23 protein-coding genes and 1 riboswitch are annotated in these 26,755 nt (G+C 71.5%); of the genes, 8 read left to right on the top strand and 15 right to left on the bottom strand.

The annotated features are described in order from the left end of the window. Positions 1–305 precede the first annotated feature (305 nt). Positions 306–479: a hypothetical protein gene (locus OHU35_RS31685; protein ID WP_189721794.1), complete on the top strand. Its 174-nt coding sequence runs from the start codon at positions 306–308 to the stop codon at positions 477–479. Between the two features lie 120 nt (positions 480–599). Here the strand turns inward: OHU35_RS31685 and OHU35_RS31680 are convergent, their stop codons facing one another. Together OHU35_RS31680 and OHU35_RS31675 are read right to left on the bottom strand one after the other, a co-directional pair. After that, complete coding sequence (locus tag OHU35_RS31680) at positions 600–1,415, bottom strand: inositol monophosphatase family protein (protein WP_405507687.1); 816 nt, start codon at positions 1,413–1,415, stop codon at positions 600–602. 8 nt (positions 1,416–1,423) lie between these two features. Beyond that, the gene (locus OHU35_RS31675) at positions 1,424–2,551 is read right to left on the bottom strand and encodes a ferrochelatase (RefSeq protein WP_405507685.1); all 1,128 of its coding nucleotides are present in this window, start codon (positions 2,549–2,551) and stop codon (positions 1,424–1,426) included. Between the two features lie 164 nt (positions 2,552–2,715). Here OHU35_RS31675 and OHU35_RS31670 point away from each other — a divergent pair, with 164 nt between their 5' ends. Both OHU35_RS31670 and OHU35_RS31665 read left to right on the top strand, forming a co-directional pair. Continuing rightward, complete coding sequence (locus OHU35_RS31670) at positions 2,716–3,954, top strand: MFS transporter (protein WP_189721797.1); 1,239 nt, start codon at positions 2,716–2,718, stop codon at positions 3,952–3,954. Continuing rightward, entirely contained in the window at positions 3,914–5,233 is a 1,320-nt protein-coding gene (locus OHU35_RS31665; RefSeq protein WP_405507683.1) for a D-arabinono-1,4-lactone oxidase, read from the top strand. The genes OHU35_RS31670 and OHU35_RS31665 overlap by 41 nt, the downstream gene beginning before the upstream one ends. Here the strand turns inward: OHU35_RS31665 and OHU35_RS31660 are convergent. Further along, complete coding sequence (locus tag OHU35_RS31660) at positions 5,157–5,897, bottom strand: hypothetical protein (protein ID WP_405507682.1); 741 nt, start codon at positions 5,895–5,897, stop codon at positions 5,157–5,159. The two genes, OHU35_RS31665 and OHU35_RS31660, sit on opposite strands and share 77 nt — an antisense overlap. Positions 5,898–6,393: 496 nt before the next feature. On the opposite strand from OHU35_RS31660, the gene sepH reads away from it, so the two are divergent. Further along, the gene (sepH, locus tag OHU35_RS31655; RefSeq protein WP_405507680.1) at positions 6,394–7,443 is read left to right on the top strand and encodes a septation protein SepH; all 1,050 of its coding nucleotides are present in this window, start codon (positions 6,394–6,396) and stop codon (positions 7,441–7,443) included. An 89-nt stretch (positions 7,444–7,532) separates the two neighbouring features. Here the strand turns inward: sepH and OHU35_RS31650 are convergent, their stop codons facing one another. Then, complete coding sequence (locus tag OHU35_RS31650) at positions 7,533–8,381, bottom strand: sulfurtransferase (RefSeq protein ID WP_359888888.1); 849 nt, start codon at positions 8,379–8,381, stop codon at positions 7,533–7,535. 252 nt (positions 8,382–8,633) lie between these two features. Here OHU35_RS31650 and OHU35_RS31645 point away from each other — a divergent pair, with 252 nt between their 5' ends. Beyond that, positions 8,634–9,437 (top strand): VOC family protein, encoded by an 804-nt coding sequence (locus tag OHU35_RS31645; protein WP_359888891.1) that lies wholly within the window; start codon positions 8,634–8,636, stop codon positions 9,435–9,437. Between the two features lie 16 nt (positions 9,438–9,453). Here the strand turns inward: OHU35_RS31645 and OHU35_RS31640 are convergent, their stop codons facing one another. The 4 genes from OHU35_RS31640 to OHU35_RS31625 are packed head-to-tail and all read right to left on the bottom strand — an operon-like array spanning position 9,454 to position 14,806. Further along, on the bottom strand, positions 9,454–10,104 hold the full coding sequence (locus OHU35_RS31640; RefSeq protein ID WP_189721803.1) for a thymidine kinase: 651 nt from the start codon (positions 10,102–10,104) through the stop codon (positions 9,454–9,456). 44 nt (positions 10,105–10,148) lie between these two features. Continuing rightward, positions 10,149–11,345, bottom strand: a complete 1,197-nt coding sequence (locus OHU35_RS31635) for an alkaline phosphatase family protein (protein WP_189721804.1) — start codon at positions 11,343–11,345, stop codon at positions 10,149–10,151. Next, complete coding sequence (locus tag OHU35_RS31630) at positions 11,345–11,932, bottom strand: DUF5998 family protein (protein WP_189721805.1); 588 nt, start codon at positions 11,930–11,932, stop codon at positions 11,345–11,347. The genes OHU35_RS31635 and OHU35_RS31630 overlap by 1 nt, the downstream gene beginning before the upstream one ends. 51 nt (positions 11,933–11,983) lie before the next feature. Further along, entirely contained in the window at positions 11,984–14,806 is a 2,823-nt protein-coding gene (locus tag OHU35_RS31625; RefSeq protein WP_405507677.1) for a GNAT family N-acetyltransferase, read from the bottom strand. 179 nt (positions 14,807–14,985) lie between these two features. Between OHU35_RS31625 and OHU35_RS31620 the strand changes: the two genes are divergently transcribed. Then, entirely contained in the window at positions 14,986–15,267 is a 282-nt protein-coding gene (locus OHU35_RS31620) for an HPr family phosphocarrier protein (protein ID WP_184565564.1), read from the top strand. A gap of 147 nt (positions 15,268–15,414) precedes the next feature. Here the strand turns inward: OHU35_RS31620 and OHU35_RS31615 are convergent, their stop codons facing one another. The 4 genes from OHU35_RS31615 to OHU35_RS31600 form a co-directional block, all read right to left on the bottom strand. Beyond that, a complete protein-coding gene (locus OHU35_RS31615) occupies positions 15,415–16,110 on the bottom strand; it encodes a GntR family transcriptional regulator (protein ID WP_189721807.1) in 696 nt (231 codons plus the stop codon). Positions 16,111–16,302: 192 nt separating this feature from the next. Beyond that, positions 16,303–17,088, bottom strand: coding sequence for a M23 family metallopeptidase (locus tag OHU35_RS31610; protein ID WP_189721808.1), 786 nt, complete (start codon positions 17,086–17,088; stop codon positions 16,303–16,305). A gap of 12 nt (positions 17,089–17,100) precedes the next feature. Then, positions 17,101–17,265: riboswitch (cyclic di-AMP (ydaO/yuaA leader) on the bottom strand. A gap of 203 nt (positions 17,266–17,468) precedes the next feature. Then, positions 17,469–18,857 carry a pitrilysin family protein gene (locus OHU35_RS31605; protein ID WP_189721809.1) on the bottom strand — a complete coding sequence of 463 codons (1,389 nt, stop codon included), beginning with the start codon at positions 18,855–18,857 and terminating at the stop codon, positions 17,469–17,471. Continuing rightward, complete coding sequence (locus tag OHU35_RS31600) at positions 18,854–20,236, bottom strand: pitrilysin family protein (protein WP_189721810.1); 1,383 nt, start codon at positions 20,234–20,236, stop codon at positions 18,854–18,856. The genes OHU35_RS31605 and OHU35_RS31600 overlap by 4 nt, the downstream gene beginning before the upstream one ends. 251 nt (positions 20,237–20,487) lie before the next feature. Here OHU35_RS31600 and OHU35_RS31595 point away from each other — a divergent pair, with 251 nt between their 5' ends. Beyond that, positions 20,488–22,944, top strand: coding sequence for a DNA topoisomerase (ATP-hydrolyzing) subunit A (locus tag OHU35_RS31595; protein ID WP_189721811.1), 2,457 nt, complete (start codon positions 20,488–20,490; stop codon positions 22,942–22,944). Positions 22,945–23,020: 76 nt separating this feature from the next. Here the strand turns inward: OHU35_RS31595 and OHU35_RS31590 are convergent, their stop codons facing one another. Continuing rightward, positions 23,021–24,079 carry a CobW family GTP-binding protein gene (locus OHU35_RS31590; protein WP_405507674.1) on the bottom strand — a complete coding sequence of 353 codons (1,059 nt, stop codon included), beginning with the start codon at positions 24,077–24,079 and terminating at the stop codon, positions 23,021–23,023. Between the two features lie 319 nt (positions 24,080–24,398). Here OHU35_RS31590 and OHU35_RS31585 point away from each other — a divergent pair, with 319 nt between their 5' ends. Continuing rightward, positions 24,399–24,956, top strand: a complete 558-nt coding sequence (locus OHU35_RS31585; RefSeq protein ID WP_189721813.1) for a DUF6082 family protein — start codon at positions 24,399–24,401, stop codon at positions 24,954–24,956. A gap of 63 nt (positions 24,957–25,019) precedes the next feature. Here the strand turns inward: OHU35_RS31585 and OHU35_RS31580 are convergent, their stop codons facing one another. Both OHU35_RS31580 and OHU35_RS31575 read right to left on the bottom strand, forming a co-directional pair. Next, positions 25,020–25,259: a hypothetical protein gene (locus OHU35_RS31580; protein ID WP_031105624.1), complete on the bottom strand. Its 240-nt coding sequence runs from the start codon at positions 25,257–25,259 to the stop codon at positions 25,020–25,022. 260 nt (positions 25,260–25,519) lie between these two features. Next, on the bottom strand, positions 25,520–26,683 hold the full coding sequence (locus tag OHU35_RS31575; protein ID WP_405507673.1) for a citrate synthase: 1,164 nt from the start codon (positions 26,681–26,683) through the stop codon (positions 25,520–25,522). Positions 26,684–26,755: the final 72 nt, after the last annotated feature.

Genomic DNA, 26,755 nt, shown 5'->3' with positions numbered 1-26,755 from the left:
TAAGGCGGGTGAGGGAGAGGTCGGGCCCGGGTGTGGGAGTGGGGAATAGGAGATTTTCTCCTCCGGTTAGGTTTCCACGGAAGAGAGCTTGGGGAGGACGGCTTTACATCCCACGATCACACTCTGCTGGCACCGCACCACCATGCGGTGCGCACCAATCCGCTTTTCCGCAGAGCGGGCGTGGGTGTCCGGCACCGCCGCCGCCCAGCACAGCGGCGCTGGGCATCCACCGGCGACGTGATCGTCCCTTCCGAACGGCACACCCCCGTGCCATCGACCCACGACCCAGGACGAGGGGGCGCAGCATGGACGCATTCACCGCAGGACTTCTGCAGCGCATAAGGGCGACCGAGTCCGATCTCGACCGGGCTCGCGACGAGGGCGACGACTTCCTCGTCGAGGTGGAGCAGGGCGAGCTCGACGACCTGCGCCGCCTCGCCGCCGAGCACGGTGTGGAGGTCGGCGCAGCGAGCGTCTGATCAGGCCGTACGAAGCGGGCCCCGGCGAATCCAGCGCCGGGGCCCGCTTCGTCGTCCTGCGGGCCCGTTCACCCGGCGTTCGGCACGGCGTCGGCCGTCGTACGCCGGTGCGGGCCGTCCTCAGTCGTGCCAGGCGCCGAAGTCCTCCAGGAGGCGCTGGAGGGGTTCGAAGACACCCGGGGTCCCCGCGACTGCCAGATCACCGGACGGGCGCTCTCCGGGGCGTCCACCGGTCAGGGCGCCCGCCTCACGGGCGATCAGGTCACCCGCGGCCATGTCCCAGGCGTGCAGACCGCGCTCGTAGTAGCCGTCCAGGCGTCCCGCGGCCAGGTCGCACAGGTCGACCGCGGCCGAGCCGCCGCGCCGGATGTCGCGCAGCAGCGGGATCAGGCGCTGGGCGACCTCGGCCTGGTGGGCGCGGACCTCGGCGACGTAGTTGAAGCCCGTCGAGACCAGCGCCTGGTCCAGGGGCGGCGCGGGACGGACGGCCAGCCGGCGCTCGCCGTCCCAGGCGCCCGTGGCCCAGGCGCCGCCGCCGAGCACGGCGTGGAACGTCTCGCCGCGCATCGGGGCCGTGACGACTCCGACGACGGCCTCGCCGTCCTGCTCGGCGGCGATGGAGACGGCCCAGGTGGGGAGCCCGTACAGATAGTTGACCGTGCCGTCGAGCGGGTCGATCACCCAGCGGATACCGCTCGTGCCGTCGCTGGAAGCGCCCTCCTCACCGAGGAAGCCGTCGTCCGGGCGGCGCTCGGCGATCAGGCCGGTGATCAGCTTCTCGGCCGCGATGTCCATCTCCGTGACGACGTCGATGGGGCTGGACTTGGTCGCGGCGACCGCCAGGTCGGCCGGACGCCCGTCCCGCAGCAGCGCGCCCGCGCGGCGGGCGGCCTCCTGGGCTAGTTCGAGCAGGTCCGTGTGCAGGGGGTCGGTCACGGGGCTCCTCACGCGTAGGTGCTGTCGGCGCCCGCAGCGGCGGGCCGGGGGGCGCGGGCCGGGCAGCAGCCGACCGGGCAGAGGTCGTGGCTCGGCCCGAGGGCGCCCAGGGCACAGGGGGCGACCTCCTGCCCGCGCTCGGTGGCGGCCCGCTCCACGACGAGCTCGCGGATCGCGGCGGCGAACCTCGGGTCGGCGCCGACGGTGGCCGAGCGGCGCATCGGCAGCCCCAGCTCCTCGGCCTTCGCCTTGGCCTCCGTGTCGAGGTCGTACAGGACCTCCATGTGGTCGGAGACGAACCCGATGGGCGCGATCACGACGGCCGGGACACCGGCCGCGTGCCGCTCCTCCAGGTGGTCGCAGATGTCGGGCTCCAGCCACGGGATGTGCGGGGCTCCGGAGCGGGACTGGTAGACGAGCTGCCAGGGGTGGTCGACGCCGGTGCGCTCGCGGACGGCGTCCGCGATGAGCTTCGCCACGTCCAGGTGCTGCCTGACGTAGGCGCCGCCGTCGCCGTGGTCCTCGAGGGGCCCGGAGGTGTCGGCGGAGGCCGTCGGGATCGAGTGGGTCGAGAAGGCGAGGTGCGCCCCGTCCCGGACGTCCTCGTCGAGCTCGGCGAGGGACCGGAGCACCCCGTCGATCATGGGCTCCAGGAAGCCCGGGTGGTTGAAGTAGTGCCGCAGCTTGTCGACCCCGGGCAGCTCCAGGCCCTCGCTCTCCAGGGCCGCGAGCGCGTCGGCGAGGTTCTCGCGGTACTGGCGGCAGCCCGAGTACGAGGCGTAGGCGCTGGTGGCGAGGACCAGAATGCGACGTCGGCCGTCGCGGACCATCTCGCGCAGCGTGTCCGTCAGGTACGGCGCCCAGTTGCGGTTGCCCCAGTAGACCGGCAGGTCGAGGCCGTGGTCGGCGAAGTCCTTGCGCAGGGCGTCCAGCAGGGCGCGGTTCTGGTCGTTGATGGGGCTGACCCCGCCGAACTGGAAGTAGTGCTGCCCGACTTCCTTGAGGCGTTCCTTGGGGATGCCGCGCCCGCGCGTCACGTTCTCCAGGAACGGGACCACGTCGTCCGGGCCTTCCGGGCCGCCGAAGGAGAGCAGCAGCAGGGCGTCGTAGGGGGTGACATCGCGCGCGTCTGGCATGGGTCGATCCTGCCACCCTGCACTGACACCCGGGAAACGGCGGGGTGACACCTGCGCGGCAACCGGGGCGGATCCGGGCTGGGCCGAACGGGTGCCACGGGGTGTTCCCGGACGTAAGCTGTCTCGACTGCGTTCGCAGCTTACTGAGCCCTTCGGAGACCCCGTTGCCCAGCCCCTACCGCGCCCTGTTCGCAGCTCCGGGCTCCAAGGGTTTCTCCGCCGCGGGCTTCCTCGGCCGGATGCCGCTGTCGATGATGGGCATCGGCGTGGTCACGATGGTCTCCCAGCTCACCGGGCGGTACGGCCTGGCCGGTGCCCTGTCGGCGACCATCGCACTGGCCGCCGCGGTGGCAGGACCGCAGGTCTCGCGGCTGGTCGACCAGTACGGGCAGCGGCGGGTGCTGCGCCCGGCGACGCTGCTCTCGCTGACCGCCGCGGCCGTGCTGCTGTTCGCGGCGCACTACGGGTGGCCGGACTGGGTGCTGTTCGTGGCGTGTGCGGGCATCGGCTGCGTACCGAGCGTCGGCGCGATGATCCGGGCCCGCTGGGCGGCGCTGTACCGGGGCACGCCGCAGCTGCACACCGCGTACTCCTTCGAGTCCGTGGTGGACGAGGTGTGCTTCGTCTTCGGGCCGATCATCTCCATCGGCCTGTCCACGGCCTGGTTCCCTCAGGCCGGTCCGCTGCTCGCCGCCTGCTTCCTGGCGGCCGGCGTCTTCTGGCTGACCGCGCAGCGCGCCACCGAGCCCGTGCCGCACCCGCGCGAGCGGCACGGCGGCGGTACGGCGATCCGCGCGCGGGGCCTTCAGGTCCTGGTGGCCACGTTCGTGGCGACCGGGGCGATCTTCGGGGCGGTCGACGTGGTCACCGTGGCCTTCGCCGACGAGGAGGGGCACAAGGCCGCCGCGAGCATCGTCCTCGCGCTGTACGCGGCGGGTTCCTGCGTGGCGGGCATGATCTTCGGGCTCCTGCACTTCGCCGGGGCGCCGGAACGTCGGTGGTTGCTGGGCGTGTGCGCCATGGCCGTGAGTATGATCCCCCTCCTACTGGTCGGAAACTTGCCGTTTCTGGCCGTGGCGCTGTTCGTTGCGGGACTGTCCATCGCTCCGACGATGATCACGACGATGTCCCTCATCGAAGAGCACGTACCACGTGCGCAGCTCACCGAGGGCATGACCTGGGTGAGCACCGGGCTCGCGGTGGGGGTCGCACTCGGCTCCTCCGCGGCCGGCTGGGTGATCGACGCGGCCGGGGCACGTGCCGGGTACGGGGTTCCGGCGGTGGCCGGGGCCGTCGCGGTCGCGGTGGGTTTCCTGGGATTCCGCCGGCTCAAACGGCCGGCTCCGGGTCGGGGAGGCTCCGTTGAGCAGCACAGCGAACGGAAAGAACGGCACGTGGCGTAATTGGGGCGGCAACGTCTCCGCGCGTCCCGCGCGGCAGGTCACCCCGGCCTCCGTCGACGAGCTGGCCGCCGCCGTGCGGCAGGCCGCCGAGGACGGCCTCAGGGTGAAGGCCGTCGGCACCGGGCACTCCTTCACGTCCATAGCCGCGACGGACGGTGTGTTGATCCGCCCTCAACTGTTGACCGGCATACGCGGCATTGATCGCGAGAACATGACGGTCACGGTGGAGGCCGGCACTCCGCTCAAGAGGCTCAACATGGCCCTCGCGCGCGAGGGTCTGTCGCTCACGAACATGGGCGACATCATGGAGCAGACCGTCTCCGGCGCCACCAGCACCGGCACGCACGGCACGGGCCGCGACTCCGGCTCGATCGCCGCCCAGATCCGGGGTCTGGAGCTGGTCACCGCCGACGGCTCGGTGCTCAGCTGCTCCGAGAAGGAAAACCCGGAGGTGTTCGCCGCGGCCCGTCTCGGCCTCGGCGCGCTGGGCATCGTCACCGCGATCACGTTCGCCGTAGAGCCGGTCTTCCTGCTCACGGCCCGCGAGGAACCGATGCCGTTCGACCAGGTCCTCGCCGACTTCGAGGAACTCTGGGCCGAGAACGAGCACTTCGAGTTCTACTGGTTCCCGCACACCGGCAGCACCAACACCAAGCGCAACAACCGCAGCGCGGGTCCCGAGAAGCCCGTGCCGCAGCTCAAGAGCTGGTTCGAGGACGAGTTCCTCTCCAACGGCGTCTTCCAGGTGGCCAACTGGGTCGGCCGCGCGGCGCCCGCCACGATCCCCGCGATCGCGCAGATCTCCAGCAAGGCCCTGTCCGCGCGGAGCTACACCGACATCCCTTACAAGGTCTTCACGTCTCCGCGCCGGGTGCGCTTCGTGGAGATGGAGTACGGCGTTCCGCGCGCGGCCGTCGGCGACGCGCTGCGCGAGCTGAAGGCCATGGTCGACCGCTCCGGCCTGAGGGTCAGCTTCCCCGTCGAGGTGCGCACCGCTCCCGCCGACGACATCACGCTGTCCACCGCCTCCGGCCGTGACACCGCGTACATCGCCGTCCACATGTTCCAGGGCACGCCCTACCAGCGGTACTTCACCGCGGCCGAGCGCATCTTCACGGCCCACGAGGGCCGTCCGCACTGGGGCAAGGTCCACACCAGGGACGCCGAGTACTTCTCCCGGGTGTATCCGCGCTTCGGCGAGTTCACGGCGCTGCGGGACCGTCTCGACCCTGATCGGCGGTTCCAGAACGACTACTTGCGGCGGGTTCTGGGGGCGTAGGCGACGCGCTGGGGGTTGTGCCCCCGGGATCCTCACGCCCCTCGTCGCTCGGCGTGGGCGTCGGGCCGGGCGCCGTACCGGTGGCGTCGCCGGGAGAGGGCGAAGTGTCCTCACCCTGCGGTGCGCCGGTGCCGGTGCCCTCGCCCGTGCCTGACGGGCCGGGCATCGTGGTGTCGCCGCCGGAATCGGAGCCCCCGGAGTCGTCGGCAGTCCCGGAGTCGTCGGAGGTCCCGGGACCCCCCGAACCGCGGCCGCCCGAACCCCCAGAGCCCGACGTGGCATTGCCCCCACCGGAGAAGGCGTCGCCGACGGTGGTGCTGCGTCCGCCGCTGAGGTTGTGACCCGCGACCAGTTCGTAGGTGGTGATTCCGGCCATCGTGACGCCGAAGACCATGGCCGCCGCGAGCACCGGCCGCTTCCATCCCCTGACCCGGGCGCGGTAGACGGTCCCCTCGGTGAACTCGCCGGGCGCCGGAGGCGCTTGTTCCGCAGGCGCGGCCGCCGCCCTGGAAGGCACGGTCGTGGCGCCGCGGATCTGCTCGCCGGTCTGCTTGAAGAAGTGCTGGAACAGGGAGCCGCCGCAGGTGGCGACGACACTGACGACGCCGGCGCCGAGGATCGTGCCGTAGACCCCGAAGCTCCGTCTCCGGATCGCTCGCTCCATCGACACCATCGGGCCTTTCACGCATCCCCGGATCTTGCCTGCCTTTCCCGTACACGGTCGTTCAACTGCACAAGAAGGGGACGGGCGACCGAAACCGATAGTTCCGTTTCTGGTGATTACGTGAACTTCCCCACGTTCAAGATCACGAATTGGGGGCATGGGGCGACCAAGTCCCCCCTCTTGCCAGAAGTTGGGCGGCGCGCCAATCCACGCACGTGGCCCAAATGGAGTACTGTGGCGAGCCCTGGGTCCGGTCTCCCACCAGGGTGTACGGGGCCTTTAAGGACCGCCGGGAGGGGGCTAGTTGCACAGGGTGACAGAGTTCGTCACTTAGCGTTGCGAATAGGTAACCGTGCCATAACGGCGATCCAGGGCCCGTGCCCGACACGCCGGGCAACTCGGCAAGGTTGTGGCAGGCTGCACCCGGGCAGGCCACACTCGACTAGCGGAAGCAGCGACGCACGTGACGTCGGCAGGCACCACCCGGGAGGTCCCCATGCCCGAACTGCGTGTCGTGGCCGTCTCGAATGACGGCACACGGCTGGTGCTGAAGGCTGCGGACAGCACGGAGTACACGCTTCCGATCGACGAACGTCTCCGTGCCGCCGTGCGCGGCGACCGTCCCCGCCTCGGCCAGATCGAGATCGAGGTGGAGAGCCACCTCCGCCCCCGCGACATCCAGGCGCGTATACGAGCCGGCGCGACCGCGGAAGAGGTCGCGCAAATGGCAGGCATCCCCGTCGACCGGGTGCGCCGCTTCGAGGGCCCGGTGCTCGCCGAGCGTGCGTTCATGGCCGAGCGGGCCCGCAAGACCCCGGTCCGCCGCCCCGGCGAGAACTCCGGTCCCCCGCTGGGCGAGGCCGTGCAGGAACGGCTGATGGTGCGCGGCGTCGACAAGGACACCGTCCAATGGGACTCGTGGCGTCGCGACGACGGCACGTGGGAGGTCCTGCTGGTCTACCGCGTCGCCAGTGAGCCGCACTCTGCGAGCTGGACCTACGACCCGCCCCGGCGACTCGTCCAGGCCGTCGACGACGAGGCGCGCATGCTCATCGGCGAGTCCGACGACCTGGCCGCGCCCGAACCCAGCTTCCCGTTCGTCCCGCGGATCGCCCGGCTGCCGCGCGACCGGCCGCTGGACCGGCCCACCGACCGTGAGCGGCCCGCCCTGCCCGCGCAGGCGTCCGAACCGCTCGAGGAGAGCACGGCTGCCACGGGCGAGCGGGACTCGCTGACCAGCCTGCTGGAGGCGGTGCCGAGCTTCCGTGGCGACCTGGTGGTGCCGGAGCGCCCGGCGCCGGAGCCCGATGAGGAGGAGCCTCTCGTCGTCGAGCCCGAGGAGGAGGAGCCCCCGGCCCCCGCCGCCTCGGCCGGTTCCGCCTACGCGGACGTCCTCATGCCGCGCTCCGTGGGCGCCCACCGCGACCGGCTCATCGGTTCCACCGACCGCCAGGCCGAGGCCGACGGTGTCCGTCCGGGTCGCAGAGCCGCCGTCCCGAGCTGGGACGAGATCGTGTTCGGGACGCGGCGCAAGAAGCAAGAGTAGCCAGGAGCAGCCGCGTCACACGGCGTTGACGCCGGCCGTACGGACATGAGGGCCGCGCCTTCCGGGCGCGGCCCTCTGCGCACTCCGGGCTACTGGGGGTCCGGCCCCACCGCGACCGGCCGGTCCGGGTCCGAGGACCACTCCGACCACGACCCCACGTACAGCTCCGCCGGAATGCCCGCGACCGCCAGGGCCAGGACCTCATGGGCCGCCGACACCCCCGACCCGCAGTACACGCCGACCCGCGAACCTTCGGACACCCCGAGCCCCTTGAAGCGCTCCCGCAGCTCCTGTGCTGAGCGGTAACGCCCGTCCGCCCCGACGTTCTCGGTGGTGGGCGCCGACACCGCGCCCGGAATGTGCCCGGCCACCGGATCGATCGGCTCCACCTCGCCCCGATACCGCTCCCCCGCCCGCGCGTCCAGCAGCACCCCGGACCGCGCCAACTCCGCGGCGGCGTCGGCGTCGAGCAGCCCCGTCCCAGGCTCGGGCACGAAGTCGCCCTCCGCCGGGGCGGGCACGGACTTGTCCAGGGACCCCTCCCAGGCCGGCAACCCGCCGTCGAGGACCCGCACGTCCGGGTGACCCGTCCAGCGCAGCATCCACCACGCCCGGGCGGCCGCCCAGCCCTGGCCGCCGTCGTAGACGACCACCGGCGTTCCGGACGACACGCCCGCCCGGCGCATCGCGGCGCCGAAGTGCGCGAGGTCGGGCAGTGGATGCCGGCCGCCCTCGCCCGGCGCGGAGGCCAACTCCCGGTCCAGGTCGACGAAGACGGCACCGGGCAGGTGCCCTGTCTCGTAGTCGGCCCGGCCGTCGTACGGCGGCTCACCCGCCGCCTTGGCCGCGGTGAGCTGCCAGCGGACATCGAGCAGGACCGGCGGGTTGGCGCCCGTCAGATCGTTCGCGAGGTCGGATGCGGAGATGATGGCGTTCATGGCCCCATCCTCGCGCACGGGGGTGGCCGAGCCGTCCGTGTCCGGCTACTCTGCTCGGCCGGACCGGGACGATCACGTGGTGTACGGGAACGAGCACGTGCTGTACAGCTGAACGACACCTGCCGATAAGCGCGCCGCAAGGGACAGCGCCCCGCACATCGGGCATTCTCCCGGACACGGGTCGCCCCACAGGGCGGGCCCCACGAGGGCTGCGGAGAGCACGGCCACCGCGAGGCCGAGAAGAGAGTGACAATGACCGACGCACGGGGGTCCGCCGGCCCGAACGGCGAAACGCCCGCTCGGCACGCGCCCGGCACGCCCTGCTGGGTGAGCCTGATGGTGCACGGGCTGGCCGCGACCGAGGAGTTCTACGGGGCGCTGTTCGGCTGGGAGTTCCGGCCCGGCCCCCAGCAACTCGGCCCGTATGTGCGTGCGCTGCTCGACGGGCGCGAGGTCGCGGGCCTCGGCCAGCTGCCGCCCGACCGCCAGCTGCCCATCGCGTGGACCCCCTACTTCGCCTCCCGGAACGCGGACTTGACGGCCGAGACGGTGCGCAGCTGCAGCGGCACGATCGGCGTCGGGCCGCTCGACGCCTCAGACGCCGGCCGCCTCGCGATCGGCTCCGACCCCTCGGGCGCGGTCTTCGGCATCTGGCAGGCCGCCGAGCACCTCGGCATCGCCATCTCGGGCGTCCCCGGGACGCCCGCCTGGAACGAGCTGCTGACCTTCGAGTCGGCGAGCGTCGCCAAGTTCTACCAGACGGTGTTCGGCTACGAGGAGGAGCCGGTGGTCTCCGCCGACTTCGACTACGTGACCCTGCTCCGCGGCGGCGAGCCCGTCGCCGGCATCCACGGCCTGGGGCAGGCCCTGCCGCGCGACCGGGGCCCGCACTGGGTGACGTACTTCCAGGTCGCCGACGTCGACGACACGCTGGATCATCTCGTCCACCTGGGCGGACACGTCCTCAAGCCGGTCCACGACACCGCACACGGCCGGGTGGCGACCGTGGCGGATCCGGAGGGGGCGCTGTTCGCTCTGCTGCAGCCGCAGCGCTGACGTACCGCCGGGGCGGTCAGGCGGACGACATCGGCAGCACATCCGGTGACAGGGCCGCCGCGCGGGCCGTCGCCGCGGTCATCCGGCGGCGGTGGTGACGCCGGCACAGGACCTCGTACCCGACCTCGTCGGCGGAGTGGGTGACGTCGCCGACGACCACCTGGGCGCCCTCGACGACCATGGCGCCGCCTATGGTGCGGGCGTTGTGCGTGGCGCGGGCGCCGCACCAGCACAGGGCCTCGACCTGGAGCACCTCGACCCGGTCGGCCAGTTCGACCAGCCGCTGGGAACCGGGGAACAGCTTGGAGCGGAAGTCCGTCGTGATGCCGAAGGCGTAGACGTCGAGGCCCAGGTCGTCGACCACGCGCGCGAGTTGGTCGATCTGCTCCGGCGCGAGGAACTGCGCCTCGTCGGCGATCACGTAGTCCGCGCGGCCACCCTGCGAGAGGTGGTCGACGAGGTAGGCGTAGAGGTCCTGCCCGTCCTCGACCTCCACCGCGTCCGTGACGAGGCCCAGGCGGGAGGACAACTTGCCCTCGCCGGCGCGGTCGTCGCGCGAGAAGATCATGCCCGCCAGACCGCGCGCCGAGCGGTTGTGCTCGATCTGGAGAGCCAGCGTCGACTTCCCGCAGTCCATCGTTCCGGAGAAGAACACCAGCTCGGGCATGGGAAGGTGAGCACCTTTCGGTGAAGCGGGGATGGGGCGGGACGTCAGGAGCGTACTTCGAGCAGGGGGACCAGCTGCTCGGCAGGGGTCATCGAACCGTGGTTGCCGACCATCGCCGACTCGTTCGGCTCCCGCTGGGAGGCGATGATCAGGACATCGTCCCGGGCGGCGGCGACCACGTCGCCGATCCGGCCGTACACCCGCTCGTCGATCCGCGGGCCGAACCAGCCCGCCGCGATGGCCTCGTCGCGGGAGGCGACCCAGAACTGCTCGCCGAGCACCTCGCGCCAGCAGGTCAGGACGTCGTTGGCGGCACCGGGTACCGCGTACACGTGCCGGGCGCGGCCCTCGCCGCCGAGCAGGGCGACTCCGGCGCTCAGCTCCCAGTCCTCGTCGAAGTCGATGCGGTGCTCTTCGTCGAAGAGCACATCGATCATGCCGTGGTCGGCGGTGACGTAGAGGGCGCTGCGCGGCGGCAGTTGCTCGGCGAGGCGCTGGACCAGGCGGTCGGCGTACATCAGCTGGCCGCGCCAGGCGTCGGAGTCGACGCCGAAGCGGTGGCCGGCGCCGTCGACCTCGGCGAAGTACGTGTACACCAGGGAGCGGTCGCCCGCGGCCAGTTGCTCGGCCGCCAGGTCGACGCGGTCCTCGCCGGGCAGCCGCCCGAGGAACGTTCCGCCGCTGAGCGCGACCTTGGTCAGCGGGGTGTTCTCGAAGGTCGGGGACGACACCTGCGCGGCGTGCACGCCCGCCTCGTGCGCCAGCTGGAACACCGTCGGGTACGGCTGCCAGGGGCCGGGCGGGGCCCACGGCTGCCAGCGCAGCTGGTTCATCAGCTCGCCGGTGTCCGGGTTGCGCACGGTGTAGCCGGGCAGGCCGTGCGCGCCGGGCGGCAGGCCGGTGCCGACGGAGGCGAGGGAGGTCGCGGTGGTCGCCGGGTAGCCGGCGGTGAGCGGGCGCCCGGTGCCGCCGCGCGAGGTGGCGAGCAGGGACGTCATGAACGGGGCGTCCTCGGGGTGCGCCCTCAGCTGCTCCCAGCCGAGGCCGTCGATCAGGAACACACAGTTCCGGTCGGCGGGGGTCAGCTCGGAGATCGCGGCGCTCATCCCCGGCACGCCGAGGCCGGCGGCCAGGGTGGGCAGCAGGTCGGCGAGGGAGCCGCTGCCGTACTCGGGGACCGGTGCGGAGGCGACGGCGAGCGGTTCGGGGTGGTGGTCCCAGGCCGTATCGGGCTGTGCCATCAGCGGGTGGTGTCCGCGGTCGCCTCGGAGAGGGCCTGCGCGAAGGCGAGTGCCTGGCGCACGGTCTCCGGTCCGTCCCCGGCCTCGCTGACGCGCAGGCTGAGGTCGTCCGCCGTCGAGTTGCCGGTGTAGCCGTGGTCCGCCTCGCAGTTGGGGTCGCCGCAGGCGGCCGGCTCCAGATCGATGCGGGAGACGGCGCCCCAGCCGATGGTGAGGACGACCTCGCGGGGCAGGGTGCCCGGCTTGTACGACTCCGGGTTGGCGACGACCCGGCTGACCACGATCGACGAGATGCGGCCGATCTTCACGGACTCCGTCGACGTCGTGGCGTACGGCGTCGGGGAGGTGGTGTCGGCGGCCTGTTCGTCGGTGTGGCTGACGATGAAGCGGTTGTCGGTGAGGACGAGCACCGTCACATGCCGCCGCACCTCGTTCTGGTCGAACGTCGTTTCCTGGTGGACCAGGTACGACCGCATGGGCTCGCCGCCCACGGCGGCCTCCACCGCCTCGGCCACGAGGGCCGGGTAGTAGCCGCTGCGCTCGATCGCCGCCCGCAGCCCCTGGGTCGTCGTACTGGTCTTGGCCATGACGCCCATCCTACGGGGGCCCACCGACTGCGAGGCACAGCTCGCCCCCTGTCAGTACGCGGGGAGGGTCCGGGGGCCGAGGTCGTCGCGGGCGGGCGGTGTGGCGAGGCGGACGGAGGCGCCCAGGACGCTCAGGCCGTGCGAGGCGACGACGACCGGCTCCAGCGTGACCGCGACGACCTCGGGGTGGTCGTCCACCAAGCGGGACACCCGCAGCAGCAGCTCCTCCAGGGCGCGGGTGTCGGCCGGCGCGGAGCCGCGCCAGCCGAACAGCAGGGGTGCGGTGCGGATCGACCGCACCAGCGAGCTCGCCTCCCGGTCGGTGACCGGGATCAGCCGGTGTGCCGTGTCGCCGAGCAGCTGTGAGGCGGCGCCGGCGAGCCCGAAGGAGAGCACGGCTCCGGCCGCGGGGTCGATGACGGCCCGTACGACGACGTCCACGCCGCGCGGCGCCATCCGCTGCACCACGGGGCGCAGCTCGTCCGGTGCGCCGAACAGCTCGGTCAACTCGGTGTACGAGCGGCGCAGTTGATCCTCGTCCGTGAGGTCGAGGCGGACGCCGCCCAGGTCGGCGCGGTGGCGCAGGTGCGGGGCGGTGGCCTTGAGGGCCACGGGGTAGCCGAGGGTGCGGGCGGCCTCGGCGGCGGCGTCGGGGGTCGGGGCGGGCAGGGCGCGGTGGACATGGATGCCGTAGTGGCCGAGCAGGTCGCAGGTCTCTTCCGTGCCGAGCGTGAGTCCCTGCCCGCGCGCGAGCAGCCCGTCGATCAGCGCGGCGGCGCCCCGCTCGTCGATGTTCTCGTACTCGGGCACCTTGCCGGGGTCGGCGGCGTCGCGTCGCCACTGTGCGTAGGTGACGGCCTGGGCGAGGGCGCGGACGGCGCGCTCGGCGGCGGGGTAGGCGGGGATGAGGTGGGTGCCGTCGGGGGCCTCGACAGTGGGGGGTCGCTCTTCGGCGGGCGACGCACTAGGGGTGGTTTGCGGGGGAATGCCCGACTCTGCTTGTGGTGCCGTGCTCGCCGCCGCGGACAGGGCCTCGGCCAGGCCCCCGAGCTCCACGTGCACGACCAGGACGGGCTTGGCCGGGGCGGCGGCCGATGCCGAGCGCAGGGCATCGGCGAGGGCCGCGTCCGCGACCGAGACCTCCCCCACTGCCGGTATGGCCGTGACGACGACCGCGTCACACCGGTCGTCGGCCAGTGCGCGCGAGAGGGCCGCGTGGAAGTCCGCCGCGGAAGCGGCCGTGGTCAGGTCCTGCGGGGGGTGCGGCCGCAGGCCCTCGGCGAGGCACGCGTCGTACGTGAGCAGGCCGAGCGACTCGGAGTTGCCGAGGATCGCCACCCGGGGCCCGGCCGGCAGGGGCTGGCGGGCGAGGAGCAGGCCCGCGTCCACCAGGTCGGTGATGGTGTCGACGCGGATGACGCCGGCCTGCCGCAGCAGGGCCGAGACGGTCTCGTGCGGCAGCCGGGTCGCCCGGACGGCGTGCCCCTGGGGAGCGGCTCCGTGCCGCGCGCCCTGGACCACGACCAGCGGTTTCGCCGCGGCCGTCCGGCGGGCGAGGCGGGTGAACTTGCGCGGGTTGCCGATGGACTCCAGGTACATGAGGACGACGTCGGTGTCGGGGTCCTCGTACCAGTACTGGAGTACGTCGTTGCCGGAGACGTCGGCCCGGTTGCCGGAGGAGACGAAGGTGGAGACGCCGGTCACGCCCGTGACGCCGCCACCGCGGCGGTGCAGCCGGGACAGCAGGGCGATGCCGATGGCGCCGGACTGGGCGAACAGGCCGATCCGGCCCGGGCGGGGCGTCTCGGGGGCGAGGGAGGCGTTGAGCCGCACCCGCGGGGAGGTGTTGATGATGCCGAAGGCGTTCGGCCCGATGATCCGCATGCCGTACGTGCGCGCGTGCCGCACGAGTGCGCGCTGGCTCTCGCGCCCCTCCAGGCCGCTCTCGGCGTACCCGGCGGAGACCACGACGAGCCCCTGCACGCCGTGCTCGCCGCACTCGGTGACGACCTCGGTGACGTACTCGGCCGGTACGGCGACGACCGCGAGGTCGACCGGGCCGTCGATGTCGCGCACCGAGCGGTGGGCGGGCACCCCGTCGAGCTCCTTCTGCTCCTCGGGGAGGGCCTTGTTCACGGCGTACAGGCGGCCGGTGAACCCGGCGTCGCGGATGTTGCCGAGGACGCTGCGGCCCACACCGCCCGGTGTGCGCCCGGCGCCGATGACGGCGACCGAGCCGGGCGCGAGCAGCCGCTGCACGGACCGGGCCTCGGCGCGGTGTTCGCGCGCGTACTGCACGGCGAGGGAGCGGTCGGTGGGTTCGAGGTCGAACTCCAGACGGACCACGCCGTCCTCGAAGCTGCGCTTCTGGGTGTACCCGGCGTCCGTGAACACCTTGATCATCTTGTTGTTGGCGGGCAGCACCTCGGCGGCGAAGCGGCGGATGCCGCGCTCCCGGGCGACGGCGCCGATGTGCTCCAGCAGGGCGGAGGCGACGCCGCGGCCCTGGTGGGCGTCCTGGACCAGGAAGGCGACCTCGGCCTCGTCGGCAGGTGCCGACGCGGGCGTTCCGTCCGCGCCGATCCGGTCGTAGCGTACGGTGGCGATGAACTCGCCGCCGACCGTGGCCGCGAGTCCCACCCGGTCCACAAAGTCGTGGTGCGTGAAGCGGTGGACGTCCTTGGCGGACAGGCGAGGGTACGGCGCGAAGAAGCGGTAGTACTTCGACTCGTCGGAGACCTGCTCGTAGAAGCTGACCAGGCGATCGGCGTCATCAACGGTGATGGGCCGGATGCGCGCGGTACCACCGTCGCGCAGCACCACGTCGGCTTCCCAGTGGGCGGGATACTCGTGCCGGTCCGGCGAGGTCTGCATGCGCCCCAGCGTACGGCTAGCGCCTGACCGCGGGCGCGAGGCAGTCTGTGGAGGGCGTCAGTCGGGTCGAGGCCGCGATCCGACGGCACCCCGGGGCGGGTCATCAGGACCGCTCCGGCACAGCTTCACGTTATGGGAAACTGGTCTAGACAACCCTGAACACCGAAGGGCAGCAACACATGGCTGAGCGCCGCGTCAACGTCGGCTGGGCCGAGGGCCTCCACGCCCGCCCCGCTTCCATCTTCGTCCGAGCCGCCACGGCCGCAGGCGTCCCGGTGACGATCGCCAAGGCAGACGGCAACCCCGTCAACGCGGCCTCCATGCTGGCCGTCCTCGGCCTGGGCGCCCAGGGCGGCGAGGAGATCGTCCTCGCCTCCGACGCCGAGGGCGCGGACGTCGCCCTGGACCGGCTGGCCAAGCTGGTCTCCGAGGGGCTCGAGGAGCTTCCCGAGACCGTCTGAGTATTTCCCCGCGCCTGACCCGGCGCACCCTGAAGAGCTCGTCCGAATTCATCGGGCGAGCTCTTCGTCTTTCCCGTGAATTCCTTGCTGGCGGGCAGCAGAAATAATCCCCCGCGAATTACCCACTCTTTGTATACGGCTCCTGTGTTAATGCCGCAGGCTTGCCGTGTTTACGGCATGTTGCGAGTTCCTCACACGCTCGGCGCGCTCCCCGGCGGAGCCGAAACGCAGCCGGTGCGCGGCCGTCGCGCGCTCGGTGTGCAGCGCCGTGACCGCCCGCGCGCGCTCGCTGTCCCCGCGCGCCACCGCGTCCACGATCGCGCCGTGCTCGGCCCAGGACTCCACGGGTCCGGCCGGCGCCTCCACGGCGTACATCCAGGCGATCTTGTGCCGGAGCTGGGTGAGCATCGAGGTCAGCGCGGGGCTGCCGGAGGCCTGGGCGAGCGTCTCGTGGAACCAGCCGCCCAGAGAGCGCAGGTCGTCGCTGTTGCCCCGGCGGGCGCGCTCCTGGCCGAGCCTGACCAGGCCGCGCAGCACCTTCAGATGGGCCTCGGTGCGGCGCTGGGCGGCGCGAGCGGCACCCAGCGGCTCCAGCAGCATGCGCATCTCCAGCAGGTCGGCGGCCTCCTGCTCGGTGGGTTCGGCGACGCACGCGCCCGCGTGCCGCCGGGTGACCACGAAGCCCTCGGCCTCCAGGGTGCGCAGGGCCTCCCGGACGGGGACGCGCGAGACGCCGTAGCGGCGCGCGAGGAGTTCCTCGGTGAGCCGGCTGCCGCGCTCGTAGACACCCGCGACGATGTCGTCCCGGATGGCCGTGCACACCGAGTGCGCGGGAATACGCATGACCGACCTCCCCTTAATCCCCGTGAAACGTCGACTGGCGACGCGTGTTCCGTGACTCTATTGCAATGAGCCGGAATTTCCGACGGCAGGCAGGAAATCAGGGATATTTTTTGGACAGTCGGCCGTGGCGAACGCCGAAAGCCCCGGCTCGGGGAGCCGGGGCTTTCGGGAAGAACAGTCGCCGTCGGATGTTCAGACGTTCACGCCGTGCGAGCGGAGGTAGGCGACGGGGTCGATGTCGGAGCCGTACTCGGGGCCGGTGCGGGCCTCGAAGTGCAGATGCGGGCCGGTGACGTTGCCGGTCGCGCCGGACAGGCCGATCTGCTGGCCGGGGGTGACCTTCTGGCCCACCGAGACGCTGCTGGACGACAGGTGGCCGTACTGGGTGTACGTCCCGTCGTTCATCTTGATCACGACCTGGTTGCCGTAGGAACCGCCCCAGCCGACCTCGACGACCTCACCCATGCCGACCGAGTGGACGGCCGTGCCACTGGAGGCGTGGAAGTCGACACCGGTGTGGCTGCCGGAGGACCAGACGGCGCCGCCGGTCTTGTAGCCGGTGGAGACGTACGAGCCGGAGATCGGGGACACGAAGGTGTTGAGGCGCTTGCGCTCGGCCTCGCGGGCGGCGCGCTCCTTGGCCTCGCGGGCCTTCTCGGCCCGCTCCTTGGCCTCCTTGGCCGCCTCGGCGGCGCGCTCGCGGGCGGCCTCCTCGGCCTTCTTCTTGGCGACGGCCTCTTCGGCCGCCTGCTTCTGGGCGACGGCCTGGGCGTCGATCTTCTGGGCCACGGTGTCGCCCATGGTGACGACCGGGGTGAGGCCCGTCTGCTCGACAGCGGGCTCCGCGGCGAAGGCCGGGGCGGCCACGGTGCCGACGACACCGGTGGTGGCGAGGGCCGCGACACCCGCGGCGCGGGCCGTGCGGCGCTGGATCCGGCTGGGACGACGGTGCTTCCCGGTGGCGCGCGTGAACGCCATGTGGTGGCTGGTCCTTTCCTTCCCTCTCGCCTACCGGGTTAGCTGACGGGTTCGGAGCAGGAAGGTCTCCTACGGACCCCCTCGCGACTCGCGCGGGCGTCCGATTCACCCCAGGGACTACGGTGGGTCCCCGGCTCCCCTGGCTCGCGCCGTACGGGGACTCGGCGATGACTGTCCGGTGCCGCGGGTGCGGCGCACTGCCTGACGAACAGCCCGGACGACGCTAAGCGGCGCCACTTTCAATTCCCAAACGGATCCCGGCTTTTGTAGCGCATCCCACAGGGCAGACAGGCAACTCCCGCACCAATTCGGACATAAAGGAGCCCTGGCGCCTTAGAAGACAACCAGGGCCCCTACGCGCGCGTGGCGCTCGTCTCCCGCTACTCGGCGGCGACTACGGCGACTTCGCCGATGCCGAGGGCCTCCACGGGGCCCTTGATCTGCGCCGCGTCGCCGACGAGGACGGTCACCAGACGGTCCACCGGGAAGGCGCTGACGGCCGCCGCGGTGGCCTCCACGGTGCCGGTCGCGGCGAGCTGCCGGTACAGCGCGGCCTGGTAGTCGTCGGGCAGGTGCTGCTCGACCTGGTCCGCCAGCGTGCTCGCGACGGCCGCCGCCGTCTCGTACTTGAGCGGCGCCACGCCGACCAGGTTCTGCACGGCGACGTCCCGCTCGGCGTCGGTCAGCCCCTCGGCGGCGAGGGTGCGCAGCACCGTCCAGAGGTCCTCAAGGGCGGGGCCGGTGTTGGGCGTGTCCACGGAGCCGCTGATGGCGAGCATCGCGGCACCGGTCCCGTCCGGGGCGGACCTGAGGACCTGGGCGAACGCCCGCACGCCGTAGGTGTAGCCCTTCTCCTCGCGCAGGACGCGGTCCAGGCGGGAGGTGAGGGTGCCGCCGAGGCAGTACGTGCCGAGCACCTGGGCGGGCCAGACGCGGTCGTGCCGGTCCGAGCCGATCCGGCCGATCAGCAGCTGCGTCTGGACGGCGCCCGGGCGGTCCACGATGACGACACGGCCCGTGTCGTCGGCGGTCACCGGCGGCACCGGCCGCGGCTCGGCCGAGGAGCCGGTCCAGGCGCCCAGCGTGTCGCCGAGCAGCGCGTCGAGGTCGATGCCGGTGAGGTCGCCGACGACCACGGCGGTGGCCGTCGCCGGGCGGACGTGCTTCTCGTAGTAGCCGCGTACGGCCGCGGAGTCGATCGCGGCGACCGTCTCCTCGGTGCCCTGCCGGGGCCGCGACATGCGCGAGCCCGCCGGAAACAGCTCCTTGGAGAGCTCCTTGGCGGCACGGCGGGCGGGGTTGGCCAGCTCGTGCGGGATCTCGTCCAGGCGGTTGTTGACCAGCCGCTCGACCTCGCTGTCCGCGAACGCGGGCGCCCTGAGGGCGTCGGCGATCAGGCCGAGGCCCTTGGCGAGCCGGGAAGCGGGGACCTCCAGGCTCAGCCGGACGCCCGGGTGGTCGGCGTGCGCGTCGAGCGTGGCGCCGGCGCGCTCCAGCTCGGCGGCGAACTCCTCGGCGGAGTGCTTGTCGGTGCCCTCGGAGAAGGCCCGCGCCATGATCGTGGCCACACCGTCGAGGCCGGCCGGCTCGGCGTCCAGGGGGGCGTCCAGCAGCACCTCCACGGCGACGACCTGCTGGCCGGGGCGGTGGCAGCGCAGCACCGTCAGGCCATTGTCGAGCGTGCCGCGCTCGGGGGCCGGGAAGGCCCAGGGCTTGGCCTCGCCCGCCTGGGGCCGGGGGTGGAAGTCCATCGTGGCGAGCTCGGTCACTTGGCCGCCTCCTCGTTCTCGTTCGTGGCCGCGGCTGCGGTGTCCTCGATGGTGTCGGCGTCCTCGCCGGCCTCGTCGGCGACGGGCTCGTAGACCAGCACCGCGCGGTTGTCGGGCCGCAGGCGGGCCTTGGCGACCTCCTGGACCTCCTCCGCCGTGACGTCCAGCACGCGCTGCACGGCGGTCAGGGCGAGCTGCGGGTCGCCGAACAGCACGGCGTACCGGCACAGTTCGTCGGCTCGGCCGGAGACCGTGCCCAGCCGGTCCAGCCACTCGCGCTCCAACTGGGCCTGGGCGCGCTCCATCTCCTCGGCCGTGGGGCCCTCCTCGGCGAACCGGGCGAGCTCCTCGTCGATGGCGGTCTCGATGACCGGCACCTCCACGTCACCGGACGTCTTCACGTCCAGCCAGCCCAGGGAGGGCGCCCCGGCGAGCCGCAGCAGGCCGAAGCCGGCGGCCACGGCCGTACGGTCCCGCCGTACGAGGCGGTTGTAGAGCCGGGAGGACTCGCCGCCGCCGAGGACGGTGAGGGCCAGGTCGGCCGCGTCGCACGCGCGCGTGCCGTCGTGAGGCAGCCGGTAGGCGGCCATCAGGGCGCGCGCCGGGACCTCCTCCTCGACGACCTCGCGCAGCTGCTCGCCGATGGTCTCCGGCAGCGTGCCGTCACGCGGCGCGGGCTTGCCGTCGTGTCCCGCGACGGAGCCGAAGTACTTCTCGATCCAGGCCAGGGTCTGCTCCGGGTCGATGTCGCCGACCACGGAGAGCACGGCGTTGTTCGGCGCGTAGTAGGTGCGGAAGAACGCCCGCGCGTCCTCCAGGGTCGCGGCGTCCAGGTCGGCCATCGAGCCGATCGGGGTGTGGTGGTAGGGGTGGCCCTCCGGGTAGGCGAGGGCGGTCAGCTTCTCGAAGGCGGTGCCGTAGGGGACGTTGTCGTAGCGCTGGCGGCGCTCGTTCTTGACGACGTCCCGCTGGTTCTCCATCGACTCGTCGTCGAGCGCGGACAGCAGTGAGCCCATGCGGTCGGCCTCCAGCCAGAGGGCGAGCTCCAGCTGGTGGGCGGGCATGGTCTCGAAATAATTGGTGCGCTCGAAGCTGGTGGTGCCGTTCAGCGAGCCGCCCGCGCCCTGGACGAACTCGAAGTGGCCGTTGCCCTTCACCTGGGCGGAACCCTGGAACATCAGATGCTCGAAAAGGTGAGCCAGGCCGGTACGCCCCTTGACTTCGTGGCGCGAGCCGACGTCGTACCAGAGGCACACCGCCGCGACCGGGGTCAGGTGGTCCTCGGAGAGCACCACGCGAAGGCCGTTGGCCAGGCGGTGCTCGGTCGCTGTCAGGCCCCCGGAGCCTGCCTGGGCTGTGGCCGTGTGACCCATGGGCATGTACGTCCCTTCGATCGCGGTGCGGTCGTTCCAACCGCGGATTCCTGCCGGTCCTGCCACTGTATGCAAGCGCGCGAAGCGCTGGTGAAGTTCCCGGGGGCGTACGCGGAGAGCGAGATTCGGTGACCCGCCGTGCCGGGCCCGGACGGCGCGGCAGACGTCAGAGACCGGGTCCTGGTCCCGGTTGTCAGTGCGGCGGTCCACAATGGTCGGCGTCAGATCCGGATCGCAGAGGCAAGGAGCCGGCAGCGATGGCCCGCCGCAGCACGAAGACCCCGCCGCCCGACGACTCGTACGAGGAGAGGATCCTCGACATCGACGTCGTCGACGAGATGCAGGGCTCCTTCCTCGAGTACGCGTACTCGGTCATCTACTCCCGCGCCCTGCCGGACGCACGCGACGGCCTCAAGCCGGTGCACCGGCGCATCGTCTACCAGATGAGCGAGATGGGCCTGCGCCCCGAGCGCGGGTACGTCAAGTGCGCCCGCGTCGTCGGCGAGGTGATGGGCAAGCTGCACCCGCACGGCGACGCGTCGATCTACGACGCCCTCGTGCGCATGGCCCAGCCCTTCTCGATGCGCGTCCCCCTGGTCGACGGGCACGGCAACTTCGGCTCGCTGGGCAACGACGACCCGCCCGCCGCCATGCGGTACACCGAGTGCCGGATGGCCGAGGCCACGAGCCTGATGACGGACTCCATCGACGAGGACACCGTCGACTTCAACCCCAACTACGACGGCCAGGAGCAGGAGCCGGTGGCCCTGCCCGCCGCCTTCCCGAACCTCCTGGTCAACGGCGCCTCGGGCATCGCCGTCGGTATGGCCACGAACATGCCGCCGCACAATCTGCGCGAGGTCATCGCGGCCGCCCGCCACCTGATCCGGTACCCGAACGCGGATCTCGACGCCCTGATGAAGCACGTCCCGGGCCCCGACCTGCCCACCGGCGGCCGCATCGTCGGCCTGCCCGGTATCCGGGACGCGTACGAGACGGGCCGCGGCACGTTCAAGATGCGGGCGACCGTCGCCGTGGAGACCGTGACGGCCCGCCGCAAGGGCCTCGTCGTCACCCAGCTGCCCTTCACGGTCGGCCCGGAGAAGGTGATCGCCAAGATCAAGGACCTGGTCGGCTCGAAGAAGCTCCAGGGCATCGCCGACGTCAAGGACCTCACCGACCGCCAGCACGGCCTGCGCCTGGTCATCGAGATCAAGAACGGCTTCGTGCCGGAAGCGGTCCTGGAACAGCTGTACAAGCTGACGCCGATGGAGGAGTCCTTCGGCATCAACAACGTGGCCCTGGTCGACGGCCAGCCGCTCACGCTGGGCCTCAAGGAGCTCCTGGAGGTCTACCTCGACCACCGTTTCACCGTCGTACGGCGGCGTTCGGAGTTCCGCCGCGGCAAGAAGCGCGACCGGCTGCACCTGGTCGAGGGCCTGCTGACGGCCCTGCTGGACATCGACGAGGTCATCCGCCTCATCCGCTCCAGTGAGAACTCCGCGCAGGCGAAGCAGCGACTGATGGAGCAGTTCTCGCTGAGCGAGGTGCAGACGCAGTACATCCTCGACACGCCGCTGCGCCGTCTCACCAAGTTCGACCGCATCGAGCTGGAGACGGAGAAGGACCGGCTCACCGCGGAGATCGAGGAACTGACCCGGATCCTCGACTCGGACGCCGAGCTGCGCAAGCTGGTCTCCTCCGAACTGGCAACCGTCGCCAAGAAGTTCGGCACCGACCGGCGTACGGACCTGCTGGAGGCGGGCGGCACCCCGGTCGCGACCGTGCCGCTCCAGGTGGCCGACGACCCGTGCCGGGTGCTGCTGTCCTCGACGGGTCTGCTGGCCCGTACGGCGAACGGCGAGCCGTTCGCGGAGGACGCCGGCGCCGAGCGCGTGAAGCACGACGTGATCGTCTCGGCTGTGCCGGCCACCGCCCGTGGCGAGGTGGGCGCGGTCACCTCGACGGGCCGGCTGCTGCGGCTGAACGTGATCGACCTGCCCCAGCTCCCCGAGTCGCTGTCGACGCCGAACCTCGCGGGGGGCGCCCCGCTGGCGGAGTTCGTCTCCCTGGAGGACGACGAGACGGTGATCTGCCTGACGACCCTCGACGAGTCGTCGCCGGGCCTGGCGATCGGCACGGCACAGGGCGTCGTCAAGCGCGTGGTGCCGGACTATCCGTCCCACAAGGAAGAGCTCGAGGTGATCACCCTCAAGGAGGGCGACCGGATCGTCGGCGCGGTGGAACTGCGGACCGGCGACGAGGATCTGATCTTCATCTCCGACGACGCCCAGCTGCTGCGCTACCCGGCCGCGCAGGTCCGCGCCCAGGGCCGCGCGGCGGGCGGCATGGCGGGCATCAAGCTCACCGAGGGCGCGAAGGTCATCTCCTTCACGGCGGTGGATCCGGCAGCGGACGCCGTCGTCTTCACCGTCGCGGGCTCGCGCGGCACGCTGGACGACTCCGTCCAGACGACGGCCAAGCTGACCCCGTTCGACCAGTACCCGCGCAAGGGCCGCGCCACGGGCGGCGTCCGCTGCCAGCGGTTCCTGAAGGGCGAGGACTGCCTGTCCCTGGCCTGGGCGGGCCCGGTCCCGGCCCTCGCCGCGCAGAAGAACGGCACTCCGGTCGACCTCCCGGAGATCGACCCGCGGCGGGACGGCTCGGGGGTGTCCCTGGCGAAGACCGTGTGGGTGGTGGCGGGGCCGGTGTAGGCGGGCTCCGGCCGGCCTGGGCAGGGTCCGGCCGGCCTGGGCAGGGTCCGGTCGGCCAAGGCAGGGTCCGGTCGGCCTAGGCAGGGTCCGCGAGATCCTCCTCGGTGCCCGGTACGTACCGCAGGACGCCCCACATGCCGTGCTCGTCGGCGTGTGGGGCCTCGCTCCGGCACGCGTCGAGCTGCTTGTCGAGGGCGGCGGTGTCGATCCCGGAGCCGATGAGGACCAGCTGGGAGAGGCGTTCGTCGCCCGGCGGCCAGGGCTCCGGGTAGAAGCGCAGGAACCGTCCGACGGCGTGGACGGCGTAGCGGTTCCGGACGTCGTGGGGGCCGAAGTCCACGTACCCCTTGATCCGGTACAGCCCCTCGGGCCGGCTGTCGAGGAACTCCATCAGCCGGCGCGGGTCGAGGGGCTCCCGGGAGACGAACGACAGGCTGTCGTACGCGCTGTGCAGATGCCCGGCATGGCCGTCCGCGCCGGTCTCGTGCAGGTCGTCGAAGGACAGCTGCCCGACGCGTTCCTCGCTCGGCCGGCAGTCGAAGAGGAACTCGGGGTCGATCCGGCCGTAGGTGGCCGGGACGACGGCCGCGCGGTCGACGAGGGACCGGACCAGCCCGAGGACGCGCTCGCCGTCCTCCGCCCGGTCGAGCTTGTTGACCACGACGAGATCGGCCAGCGCGAGATGCCGGTCGATCTCGGGATGCCTGGTCCTGGTGTCGTCGAACTCGGCGGCGTCGACCACCTCGACGAGCCCGCCGTACACGATCCCCGGATCCTCACTCGCGAGCACCATGCGCACGAGTTCCTGCGGCTCGGCGAGACCGCTGGCCTCGATGACGATGACGTCGATGCCGAGGGACGGCTCCGTGAGCCGCTCGAGATAGAGATCCAGTTCGCCGGCGTCGACGGCGCAGCACAGGCATCCGTTGCCGAGCGAGACGGTCGAATCGCCGAGCGCGCCCGCGACGGCCATCGCGTCGATCTCGATGGCCCCGAAATCATTGACGACCGCGCCGATCCGGCTGCCTCCGCTGCGGTGGAGGAGATGGTTGAGCAGCGTGGTCTTTCCGGATCCGAGGAATCCGGCCAGGATCACGACCGGGATCTGCCGCGGACTCGGGCTCGGCTGGCTCACCGTGCGACCTCTTTCACGCCGACGCGTGCACCGGCTCGCGTTCTCGGCACAGGGACGAAGAATGAATGCCGACCCAGGATACGAGCCGCAAGAATCGCGCCGAAGTGAACGATTGTTAGCAGCACTTGCGGGGCAGACGTTCGGCAAGGCGCCGGAGTGCGACCCTCGCTTCCCTCCGTGCGCCGCCTCTCCGCCTCCCCGCCGATCAGAGCCGCTCGGCACTCTGGGAGACGGCAAGCGCCGCCCACTGCTCGCCGGTCCCCTCCAGTCGACCCGCATCCCGACGACCGGCGGACGGCCGCCTGACTCGGGGGTTGACATGGCCACACGGAATATTGGGATACAGGGACTGCGCTCCGCTGCCGCGGCCGGCCTCGGCATGGTGGCCGGCGCTCTCGTCGCCATGGCGGCACAGAAGCAGGCGATGGACACCCTGCACGAACGCCTGGACCAGCTGGAACAGCATGCCCGTACGCAGCAGCGGTCCAATCTGGCCAGGCAGCAGCGGCAGCACTGGGAGCTGTTGAGCAAGGCGATCGACGACACCGAACTCGCCGAGGTCCTGGACATCTTCGAGAGGCCCGTCACCCCTGAGCGGCGTCGGCAGTACCTCTTCGCCAACGCCCTGTACACCAACCTGCTCTGCTACTACCGCATCGGCAACATGGGAAGGGACGAGTTCTTCAAGCACGTCCGGGGCATCTTCCAGAACCCGATCGTCAGGGAGTACTGGTACGCGACCCAGCAACAGCGCGCGAGTCTCACGGGCACCGAGGAGGCGGAACTCGGCCGGCTCGTCGACGACCTGCTACTGCAACTCGAGGAAGCGGACACCGATGAGTGGTGGGTGGTCGGCGAGCCTCCCACCGACCCATGACGGGAGAAGCCGGCCCACGCGGCAGCGCCGAGCCGGGCCGACTCCTTCACTACGACGACATCACTAGGCGTCGGGGATGTCCTTCTTCGCCTTGACCAGGGTCTCCCGGGTGATGACGACGATGCGTTCATAGTCGGCGCGTCCGGCATCGTCGGGCAGCTGGGTGTCGAGCGAGTCAGTGACATCCGTGCCGATGACCGCGAAGTTCCCGTCGGCCAATTCAAAGATGTCGGGACATGTCCCGCCACCGGTACTGCCTCGATAGCGGGGAGCGACACCAAGGCGGCGGATGATCTGACTCACTGTTGCATTCCTCTGTTCTCAAGGCACAAGCGCCTGCGCCCGCGGCCGCGCGAGCGGTGGCATCCTCGCAGGCCCAAGCCTTGATCGCCGTGCGGCACGCGCACAGTCCGCCCCCGCACCCCAAGGAAGCAAGGCATCTTTGCGGCCCTGTTTTATCACCCGCGGGGGTGGAGCCACGCGCGATCCTGGAGAACATCCGCAAGAGTGACGGAAGGCAGCGAAGAATCGATCATCAGCCCGTATATGGCAGTTGTGGCCGTTTATGCAGTCGGTACGGACACCGGCGCCTCCGGCCCCACATATCGCGCCACCGGCCTGATGATCTTCGTGTCCTCCGCCTGTTCCAGGATGTTGGCGCTCCAGCCCACCGCGCGCGCGGCGGCGAAGGTCGGAGTGAACATCTCTCGGGGCAGGCCGCAGAGTTCCATGACCACGCCCGCGTAGTACTCGACGTTGGTGTGGAGTTCACGGCCGGGCTTCAGCTCCGCCAGGATCGCCTCGACGTGACGCTCGACCTCCACGGCGAAGTCCACGCGCGGCCCGCCGAACGCCTGGGCGACCTCACGCAGCATCCGGGACCGCGGGTCCTCCGTGCGGTAGATCGCATGGCCGAAGCCCATGATGCGATCCCCCGCGAGCACCCGCTGACGCACCCAGGAGTCGATCCGGTCCGGGGTGCCGATCGCGTCCAGGGTGTCCAGCGCGCGGCTGGGAGCACCTCCGTGCAGCGGCCCCGACAGCGCCGCCACCGCACCGGCGAGGCATGCCGCCACGTCCGCACCGGTCGACGCGATGACCCGGGCCGTGAAGGTTGAAGCATTGAATCCGTGATCAATGGTTGAGATCAGGTATTGCTCGATCGCCCGCGCGTGCCGCTCGGTCGGTACCGATCCGGTCAGCATGTAGAGGTAGTTCGCCGCGTACGACAGGTCCTCGCGCGGCTCCACGGGTTCGAGCCCCTGCCCCAGCCGGTGCAGCGCGGTGAGCAGGGTGGGCACGGCGGCGGCTGCCTCGAGCGTGTCCCGCAGGCGCCGCCCGGCGTCGACGTCGTACACGGGGCGGAACCCCTTCGCCGCACCCAGCAGCGACAGCGCCGTACGCATTCCGGCGAGCGGGCCGGAGCGCCCGCCGGCCGCCGCTATGGCCGGCAGAGCGGCTCGCACCTCGTCGGGGAGCCGCCGCAGCGCGGCGGTCTCGGCCGCGAAGGCCGCGCTCCGCTCGGCGTCCGGCAGTTCGCCGTGCACGAGCAGGTGCCAGACGTCCTCGAAGCCGCGGGTCCGCGCGAGGTCGACGGCCGAGTACTGCCGGTAGTGGTAGAAGCCCTCGAGACCGCGGACGTCGCCGATCCGGGTGTCGGTGACGACGACCCCGGCGAGTCCCCGTGGCACGTCGAGAAGAGTGGCTGCGGACCTGTTGACGGACATGTCTTCCTCCCTGGACTTGATTCGACTGTCCATGATTGACTTTAGTTGTGTCAATATTGATTCAATCAATAC

Origin of the sequence: Streptomyces purpurascens, assembly GCF_045040895.1 — a bacterium.
In the GTDB taxonomy this organism is placed as follows: Bacteria; Actinomycetota; Actinomycetes; order Streptomycetales; family Streptomycetaceae; genus Streptomyces; species Streptomyces purpurascens.
This window is presented reverse-complemented; position numbering and strand designations above follow the sequence as displayed.

What these genes read in the sequence shown, in the direction of transcription:
- OHU35_RS31645 (WP_359888891.1), top strand. Translation starts at nt 8,634, where the DNA reads ATGACCGACGCACGGGGGTCCGCCGGCCCGAACGGCGAAACGCCCGCT.
- OHU35_RS31650 (WP_359888888.1), bottom strand. Translation starts at nt 8,381, where the DNA reads ATGAACGCCATCATCTCCGCATCCGACCTCGCGAACGATCTGACGGGC.
- OHU35_RS31625 (WP_405507677.1), bottom strand. Translation starts at nt 14,806, where the DNA reads ATGCAGACCTCGCCGGACCGGCACGAGTATCCCGCCCACTGGGAAGCC.
- OHU35_RS31685 (WP_189721794.1), top strand. Translation starts at nt 306, where the DNA reads ATGGACGCATTCACCGCAGGACTTCTGCAGCGCATAAGGGCGACCGAG.
- OHU35_RS31660 (WP_405507682.1), bottom strand. Translation starts at nt 5,897, where the DNA reads ATGGAGCGAGCGATCCGGAGACGGAGCTTCGGGGTCTACGGCACGATC.
- sepH (WP_405507680.1), top strand. Translation starts at nt 6,394, where the DNA reads ATGCCCGAACTGCGTGTCGTGGCCGTCTCGAATGACGGCACACGGCTG.
- OHU35_RS31610 (WP_189721808.1), bottom strand. Translation starts at nt 17,088, where the DNA reads ATGGCGTTCACGCGCGCCACCGGGAAGCACCGTCGTCCCAGCCGGATC.
- OHU35_RS31640 (WP_189721803.1), bottom strand. Translation starts at nt 10,104, where the DNA reads ATGCCCGAGCTGGTGTTCTTCTCCGGAACGATGGACTGCGGGAAGTCG.
- OHU35_RS31675 (WP_405507685.1), bottom strand. Translation starts at nt 2,551, where the DNA reads ATGCCAGACGCGCGCGATGTCACCCCCTACGACGCCCTGCTGCTGCTC.
- OHU35_RS31585 (WP_189721813.1), top strand. Translation starts at nt 24,399, where the DNA reads ATGGCCACACGGAATATTGGGATACAGGGACTGCGCTCCGCTGCCGCG.
- OHU35_RS31620 (WP_184565564.1), top strand. Translation starts at nt 14,986, where the DNA reads ATGGCTGAGCGCCGCGTCAACGTCGGCTGGGCCGAGGGCCTCCACGCC.
- OHU35_RS31630 (WP_189721805.1), bottom strand. Translation starts at nt 11,932, where the DNA reads ATGGCCAAGACCAGTACGACGACCCAGGGGCTGCGGGCGGCGATCGAG.
- OHU35_RS31635 (WP_189721804.1), bottom strand. Translation starts at nt 11,345, where the DNA reads ATGGCACAGCCCGATACGGCCTGGGACCACCACCCCGAACCGCTCGCC.
- OHU35_RS31575 (WP_405507673.1), bottom strand. Translation starts at nt 26,683, where the DNA reads ATGTCCGTCAACAGGTCCGCAGCCACTCTTCTCGACGTGCCACGGGGA.
- OHU35_RS31615 (WP_189721807.1), bottom strand. Translation starts at nt 16,110, where the DNA reads ATGCGTATTCCCGCGCACTCGGTGTGCACGGCCATCCGGGACGACATC.
- OHU35_RS31600 (WP_189721810.1), bottom strand. Translation starts at nt 20,236, where the DNA reads ATGCCCATGGGTCACACGGCCACAGCCCAGGCAGGCTCCGGGGGCCTG.
- OHU35_RS31595 (WP_189721811.1), top strand. Translation starts at nt 20,488, where the DNA reads ATGGCCCGCCGCAGCACGAAGACCCCGCCGCCCGACGACTCGTACGAG.